Source organism: Nodosilinea sp. LEGE 07298 (assembly GCF_015207265.1).
GTDB lineage: Bacteria > Cyanobacteriota > Cyanobacteriia > Phormidesmidales > Phormidesmidaceae > Nodosilinea.
This window is the reverse complement of the sequence record NZ_JADEXE010000339.1, coordinates 1-6,711: the sequence shown is the minus strand read 5'-3', so window position 1 is coordinate 6,711 and position 6,711 is coordinate 1. Positions and strand designations below refer to the sequence as shown.

General features: G+C 53.3%; 5 protein-coding genes. 2 read left to right on the top strand and 3 right to left on the bottom strand.

Features of this window, described 5'->3' with window-relative positions; translation table 11 throughout:
• Together IQ273_RS28650 and IQ273_RS28645 are read left to right on the top strand one after the other, a co-directional pair.
• Positions 1 to 536, top strand: a 536-nt coding sequence (locus IQ273_RS28650; RefSeq protein ID WP_228054078.1) for a hypothetical protein, incomplete at its 5' end; no start/stop codon positions are given.
• 90 nt (positions 537 to 626) lie between these two features.
• Positions 627 to 1,589, top strand: a complete 963-nt coding sequence (locus IQ273_RS28645) for an RNA polymerase sigma factor, RpoD/SigA family (RefSeq protein ID WP_228054076.1) — start codon at positions 627 to 629, stop codon at positions 1,587 to 1,589.
• Positions 1,590 to 1,635: 46 nt separating this feature from the next.
• Here the strand turns inward: IQ273_RS28645 and IQ273_RS28640 are convergent, their stop codons facing one another.
• From IQ273_RS28640 to IQ273_RS28630, 3 genes are all read right to left on the bottom strand, one after another.
• Positions 1,636 to 3,771: a S8 family serine peptidase gene (locus IQ273_RS28640; protein WP_194026519.1), complete on the bottom strand. Its 2,136-nt coding sequence runs from the start codon at positions 3,769 to 3,771 to the stop codon at positions 1,636 to 1,638.
• Positions 3,772 to 3,805: 34 nt separating this feature from the next.
• Positions 3,806 to 4,591, bottom strand: a complete 786-nt coding sequence (locus IQ273_RS28635) for a S8 family serine peptidase (RefSeq protein WP_194026518.1) — start codon at positions 4,589 to 4,591, stop codon at positions 3,806 to 3,808.
• 163 nt (positions 4,592 to 4,754) lie between these two features.
• Positions 4,755 to 6,083: a hypothetical protein gene (locus IQ273_RS28630; RefSeq protein ID WP_194026517.1), complete on the bottom strand. Its 1,329-nt coding sequence runs from the start codon at positions 6,081 to 6,083 to the stop codon at positions 4,755 to 4,757.
• Positions 6,084 to 6,711 lie beyond the last annotated feature (628 nt).

Here is a 6,711-nt window from a genome sequence, read left to right as displayed (position 1 = left end):
CAGCTACTCCCCAGACAACGCCGCCGCCCCAGGCGACTCCGGCTCCTCCCTCCCCAAACGTCATGGCCTTAGAGCCGCTGCCCTCAGAGCCGCCACCGCTCACCCTAGACGATCGCCTGCGCGACCCGGCCCAGTACCAGTTCAACCAGCAGGCTAAATCGCTGAGCACCGACGACGTGAATTTTCATTTGGCCGTTGTGCCTCAGTGGCTAGAAGCCGAAAGTCAGGGCCTCAGCGATCGCGAAGTGCCGGTACTAGGTCGCAAACTCGCTCCTCTGCGGGTTCCCTATCCAATCAACACCTGCCTAGATCCGGTCCCGGCTGAGGGGCTGGTGGGTGTGATTGTATCGGCTACCGGAGAACTGGTGAAAGAGCCAATGCTGCTCGACAGTACCGGCTATACAGTGCTAGATGAAAAGGCGTTAGAGCTGGCGCTACAGCAGACCTTCGAAGCCCAGAGTGGGGCGTTGCCCAACCCGCAGGCTCACTGGCTGCCGGTGCAGGTACAGTACAACGGTGCCAATTGCACCCCTTAAGGAATCTTTAGCCCCCCCTCAGGGTAGAGGCATCTGGGCGCAGACCTTGTCATAGTGGCATCTAAGTCGATTGCCGCTACTGATGTTCCCATGGCTCAAGCTATTTCTACCTCTAGCAATTCTGTTCAGGCATATCTGAAGGAAATTGGCCGCATTCCCAGGCTAACTCGTGATGAAGAAATTTCTCTAGGCAAGCGGGTGCAGCGGTTAAACCAGCTCAATGCGATCGCCGCCAAGCTTGTCAAATCATCGGGCGACGAACCCTCGGTAGCTGAATGGGCCACTGCCGCTAACCTGTCGGTGGATGACTTAAATCAGGAGCTAGAGGCTGGTGAGGCGGCCCGTCGTCGCATGGTAGAGGCCAACCTGCGCCTGGTGGTCTCGATCGCGAAGAAGTACACTAAACGCAACCTCGACCTGATGGATCTGGTGCAGGAGGGTACCCTGGGCCTGCAGCGGGGCGTAGAAAAGTTTGACCCCACCAAGGGCTTTCGCTTTAGCACCTACGCCTACTGGTGGATTCGCCAGGCGGTCACCCGGGCGATCGCCGAAAAGAGCCGCGCCATTCGCCTGCCCATTCACATTTTTGAAAAGCTAACCAAAATCAAGCGCGCCCAGCGCCACCTGGCTCAGGAGCTAGGCCGCACGGCTACTCTCGAAGAAGTGGCCAACCATTTGGACATGCCGATTACTCAGGTGCGTCAGTTTTTGTCGCAGTCGCAGCAGCCGATGTCGCTCAACGCCATGGTGGGCGACAAGGGCGATACCGAACTGGCCGACATGCTCGAAGACGACCAGGGGCGATCGCCCGAAGACTACGCTGCCCAACACAGCCTGCAGCAAGATATCTTCCGCATTCTCGATCGCCTGACGCCGCAGCAGCGTGAGGTACTGGTGCTGCGCTTTGGCCTGGGCACGGGCGAGGGCTTATCGCTCTCAAAGGTGGGCCAGCAGCTCAACGTTAGCCGCGAACGGGTGCGCCAGATTGAGCGCGATGCCATCAAGAAACTGCGCTACGCCCGCAACGATTTGAAGGCGTATTTAGTTAGCTAAGGGACGCACTTCAAAACAAAGCCCCTGACCCCTTGTTTCCTGCCTGCTATACGTCAACTTTCTCTATAAGCTGATAAATCACCCATAGGTTAAATGCCCCCGTCTTTAGCAAATCCCATGCCGATGTAAGCGGCCCCTGACTTTGTCGGTAGCGGAGCAGGTGCTCAATCCGCCAGGAATTCATGCCTGGTAGACTAGCTAGCTGATTGGCATTGGCTGTGTTTAAGTTGAGTTTTGCGGGGGCAGCTGCCTCACCGACTGTAGCAGCAGCAGGTTCAGGCAAAGCGTTTAAAGACACGGCATGAAGTGCGGCGCGAGCATCAATCAAACCACTTCCCAGCGCTTGGGCTGCGATGGCATTTAGAGGTTGTGCCGTTTGTTTAATTAGGTCAATAGCGGCGGTGGCACTTAGCTGTCGGTTGAGCGAAAACATTAGCGCCAGTAGGCCAGTCACATGGGGAGCGGCGAACGAGGTACCCCAAACATAGGCATGTTGGCCAATGGGCGTAGCTGCATAGAGGGCAATTCCAGCCTGCCCTGATTCCCCTCCAGGCGCGGCCACCGTCACGCTGCTTGAACCGAAATAAGAATAGGCTGCTCTTGTATTGCTTGCGGTAGTGGCACCGACGCTACAGAGAGACTTGAGATAGGGGTAGTGGTGAGCATAGGCAGAAGGATAGTGAAGTTTGTCGGCTTGCTGAGGCTCACCGAGCTGATAGTTACCAGCGGAGGTCACAATGGCAAAGCCCTGACGATCAGCTTCTATGAGCGCTTCGCGAATGCCAATGTGCTCGCCTTGAATACGCCAGCTGAGGTTAATAATGCCGCGATCGCCAGCTGGTAATAGCGCGATCGCCTGAAGAATCGCCGCTGCCCTGAGGCCATAGCCTAAGGAGCCCGAAATTTTGATGGGGAGCACGGTGCACCCCGGTGCAATACCTCGCACAACATGCGTCTCTGACTCAGATTCTGAGCTGCTGTTAGAGAGGCGTGCGCCCTGACCGCTGACAATACTGGCAACCTGCGTACCGTGAGTGACGCCAGTCTCGTGGGGGGAAAGAGCACTCTCAGGGAGTCCCACAGCGAAGTTGAGATCTACAGCAGGCCAGTCTTGCCGCAGGCCGGTGGCCAAAGCAGGGTGCTCGGTTTCGAGACCGCTATCCACAATGAAGACTGTAACATGGGGAGACCCTGTTGTCAGCTGATGGGCCGCTGCTAGATGAATAGCGTGATGGTTCCAGTATTGGTGACTCGATTCAAAGTCGCTATCTTGGGCAAACTGGGCGTTGTCAGGCGGAAAATCTGCTGGGCCAATCTGTTCGGGCTCGGCAAAGCGCAGCTCTGAGTATTGCTGAGCGTGCTGAATGACCTCTAAAACCGCCCTGAGCGGATCGGTATCAATCGGGCAGCCAGGAATCTGCGCACGAATGTAGCCCAAATCGCTCAGGCTAGCCGTTTGGTCAGGCGTAATTTGTAAGTTGAGGGTGGTAAGAATGGTATCAATGCGATCGCAGCTAGTTGCGGGATCAAACCACAGATCAACCGATAGGGGCACAACGTATCGTACGATACCTGCTGCATCCCGCAACGCCGGGCAAATTCGTCCGGTCAGCGCATGCTTGAGTGGCGTGGGCTGTGGCGCTGCCGAGGGGGAAGGCGCTACTACAGCAATTTGCTGAGTGCCCATAGACAGCGTGCGGCCCGTAAACCCAGTCAGCGCATCTATAGAGACGGTTTCAAAGTCGGAAGACTGTGTAATTGCGCTGTAGAGCCCCGGCACAGGCGTAACAGCGACGGTTTCTCCTTTGGGTTTATCGAACCAGCTGTAGTCTGGTAGTTCTAACAGAGTTTCGAGAACGTCGAGGGGTAGCTGTGAAACCTGAGCAAACTCGATGAGCGAGAAGAACGGTCGATTCTCTCGAAGCAGCGGCAGTCTGTCGAGATTTAATCCGGGGAGCCGCTGTAGCTGAGCCGGGCTCATCTGGTTTGGGTTAAGGCGATAATCTTGCAGATTTTCGGGCTGAAGTAGCCAGGGAAGCAGCGTATCTAAAGGGAAATGGCTTTGCCGATGGGCCTGCTGCAAATCATCGAGCGTGCCCTGATGGTGGGCAATGCGCTCAGCGGCTGTTAAGTCTATCCCTAAAACAACGCTGAGTTTGGTTGCAAGTGAAAGCTGAGGCATAGTATTTAGAGCCGATACGTAGATAGAAAGTGGTTTAGCTACCTCTGGCTATGGAGAGGGCTAGGCTTGCGATCGCAGCCGCAATCACAGTGGCAGGCGAAGAGCCCGTCAAAACCTCAGCAGGTCTACCCTCCGTACTATTTGTCGGCGACAACAACGAGGTGACCTGGCCGAGAGTAATCCAGTCTGCTGTTTCAAAATCTGTGCACTCTGGCAGTTTTTGCCCCCTGATATCTGCCCCAGTAATTGCCATCACACCCGGTAAACTAGCCGGAAACAACAGCCGGTCAGCGCCGCGATTGCCTGCTGCTGCAAAGATACGAATACCGTTGGCAAGGGCCATCTCAATCGACTGCGCCACCGCTCGCGACGGGCGAGATCGGCCTAACGGCAAAGCGAGAATGTCGACCTGCTGACCAATGGCCCACCGAATACCTTTGGCTAGAAAATACTCGGTATGGGCAGACGGCGAGCCTTTAAAGACTTTGCCAAACACCAGTTTGGCGTCAGGGACGAGCCCCCCTTGACCCACCAACAAAGCGGCCATTTGCGTCCCGTGCCCGGTAGAATCCGCTAGCGAACCGCTGCCGGTAAAGTTTTTGGCCTGTAAATCTGAGCCCGTCAGGCTAGGATGCAGCCAGTCTAAACCACTGTCTAATAATGCAATTCGAATGCCTTGACCAGTAGATTGGTAGAAGTCAGGCTGCCATCGCAGCGCATTAGGCTGAGTACTAACCCGTGAAAATTCTGCTATCTGTTGATGAACAGAGGAAAAAATATCGCTGATAGAACCGGTGGAATGATCGTAAAACGCTGTCATAAGGGTTACCTAAAGCCGTAAGCGATGTTGGGCAAGAGGTAACTCATGCCCAATCCGAACTCAAAAACGGTATCCCGCAGGGGCAAACGACCGTTTGCCCCTACCAATCGAGGGTATGCAACCAGGATTTGTATCACCCAACATCGCAGCAATGACTCAACCACTACGCATAGAGATGCCACTGGTAGTCGAGCCTGTAGCGACCGCCAAACCCGCTAAAGCGAACCGTGCGAATCGGCGACCAGGGATTGCCCCACTGACCATTGGGATAGTTCCAGCGGGCTCCAAAAGAAGGCACCGTAACCCAGGCGGTGTAGGGCTTGAAGATGTCATCTTTCAAGAGCTTGATGAGCCAGCCCGCCAGCTTGTCTACCACCCAGGCCACTAGCTGACCAACCGCTCTGCCGATAGCTGCGCCGATTTCAGCAGAGCCAAAAATAGCTCCAACCGCTCCACCCGCAGCTTCAATAGCTTTCGCGATCGCAGCTTTCACTTTGTCTCGAATTCGCGTCCAGAGATTGTTGAGAAAAGTAGAAAGACCGCCATTGTCCTTTTCGGCCAAGATGAATGTTACGCCATATTTTTTGGGCCAATAGCGACCTTCGCGCATACCAAACATGTGGTAGCGCCAGCTGCTATAGTTTTTCTCCTTGCCATCTTTAAAGCCACCGCCAATATAGCGCTCATTAATCTTCTTGGTGTCGCCATCCTCGTCGGTAGAAACCCCGGCTAGGGCAATCTCGTCATCGCCTAACCATTCAGGGTTAGTTTCGTCTTCGCACTTAATTTTTCGCACGTACAAACCGAGTTTGTCAGTTGTAGACTGGCCTTCAAAGTCATCTTCAGGAGAGTCCATTGGGCTGTAAGGATCGCCATCATAAACTTCTCCCCAAACCTGACTGAACCGGTTGCTATCTAGCACGCCTGACTCAATCGCTGCCGTTTGAGAATTGTGCACTGCGCTTTCAAAATCAGCCGCAGGAACCCGTAAATTGGCCTGAGGAATCAGTAACCCGCCATCAGTAGCCGTTATGTCAGAAAGCGAAACTGAAATCCGTGCCTCCGGTAATCCCAGCAGTTTTGGGCTGACCTTTAAAGGCGTAAGACCCTGATCTATCCGCTCAAAGCCGCTGTTCAAAACGGCTTGTGAAGGCAGTTGTCCATAGCGACCAAATACGGTTTGTCGTACAGTGGGTGAGGCCTTTACTAGCTCTGCGGCCTGGATTCTCGCTTGAGAAAGCATCTCCGGCTTTACAGACTTCAATGCCCCTTTAAAGTCGGCGGCTAAACTATCGGGCTGCACCTGCGCATCTTGCTCGGCAGCGACTGCGGTCACCGTATATTTAGCCGCATTGAAAACGTCCTCTGCAATTTTGAGCAGTTCACCGTCAAGTTCTTCAACCGAGGGATCTTCTGTAATGGTGGGCTTGATGTTAAGTAGACCGGGGCGAAACTGAAGCTGCTCTAGCTGTAGATTAGTACTAACAGGCATGACCAAACATCCTATTACTAAAAAAATGTACGTATTCAGCTCGGCTGACGTCTCCAAAGACTATAGAAAACAAGTTTGTGCTTGTGTTTTTGCTTAATATTCGGAGATGAAAGATGATCTGAAGTTTCTATAGCAGATTGCATAACTATGGAGCACGCCTGAATCCCTGAAGCCTTTGCCTGAAGAGGTTTTTGGCTAACTTCGTAACCATGAATCTTGCTATATGTATCGACTATAACAATTAGGTTAGGCTAACTGAGGTACCCGCGAGGGTAATCTTTTCCCGTTTTCTCTTGTTAAAAAATAGTTGCAGATATTGCTTGCACGCTATTTAAAATTTTGGTCAAATTCTCTTTATTTTTCTCTTTAGGCTATTTTTTAGTCTAGTGATGTGATGATTGTTGCTGTAGTGCTATGGCGCAGCGACAGATAAACTCAAAGTCCCAACGTCATTCCCGCGCAGGCAGAAATCCATTATGGAGTAGCTACTCTAGCTGGTACTTTATTTTGAGGCGCAGTCCTAATCTGTACTCCCATGATGACTTGAGGGTTTAAAGCACGCTCTAGTACTCGACGGTTGAAATATGCCACTATTCCGAATTGCTTGCCTCCCTAGCCCCCCCTGCTC

Bases quoted from the DNA above. Each gene is read 5' to 3' on its own strand.
- IQ273_RS28635 (WP_194026518.1), bottom strand. From the start codon at position 4,591: ATGACAGCGTTTTACGATCATTCCACCGGTTCTATCAGCGATATTTTT.
- IQ273_RS28640 (WP_194026519.1), bottom strand. From the start codon at position 3,771: ATGCCTCAGCTTTCACTTGCAACCAAACTCAGCGTTGTTTTAGGGATA.
- IQ273_RS28645 (WP_228054076.1), top strand. From the start codon at position 627: ATGGCTCAAGCTATTTCTACCTCTAGCAATTCTGTTCAGGCATATCTG.
- IQ273_RS28630 (WP_194026517.1), bottom strand. From the start codon at position 6,083: ATGCCTGTTAGTACTAATCTACAGCTAGAGCAGCTTCAGTTTCGCCCC.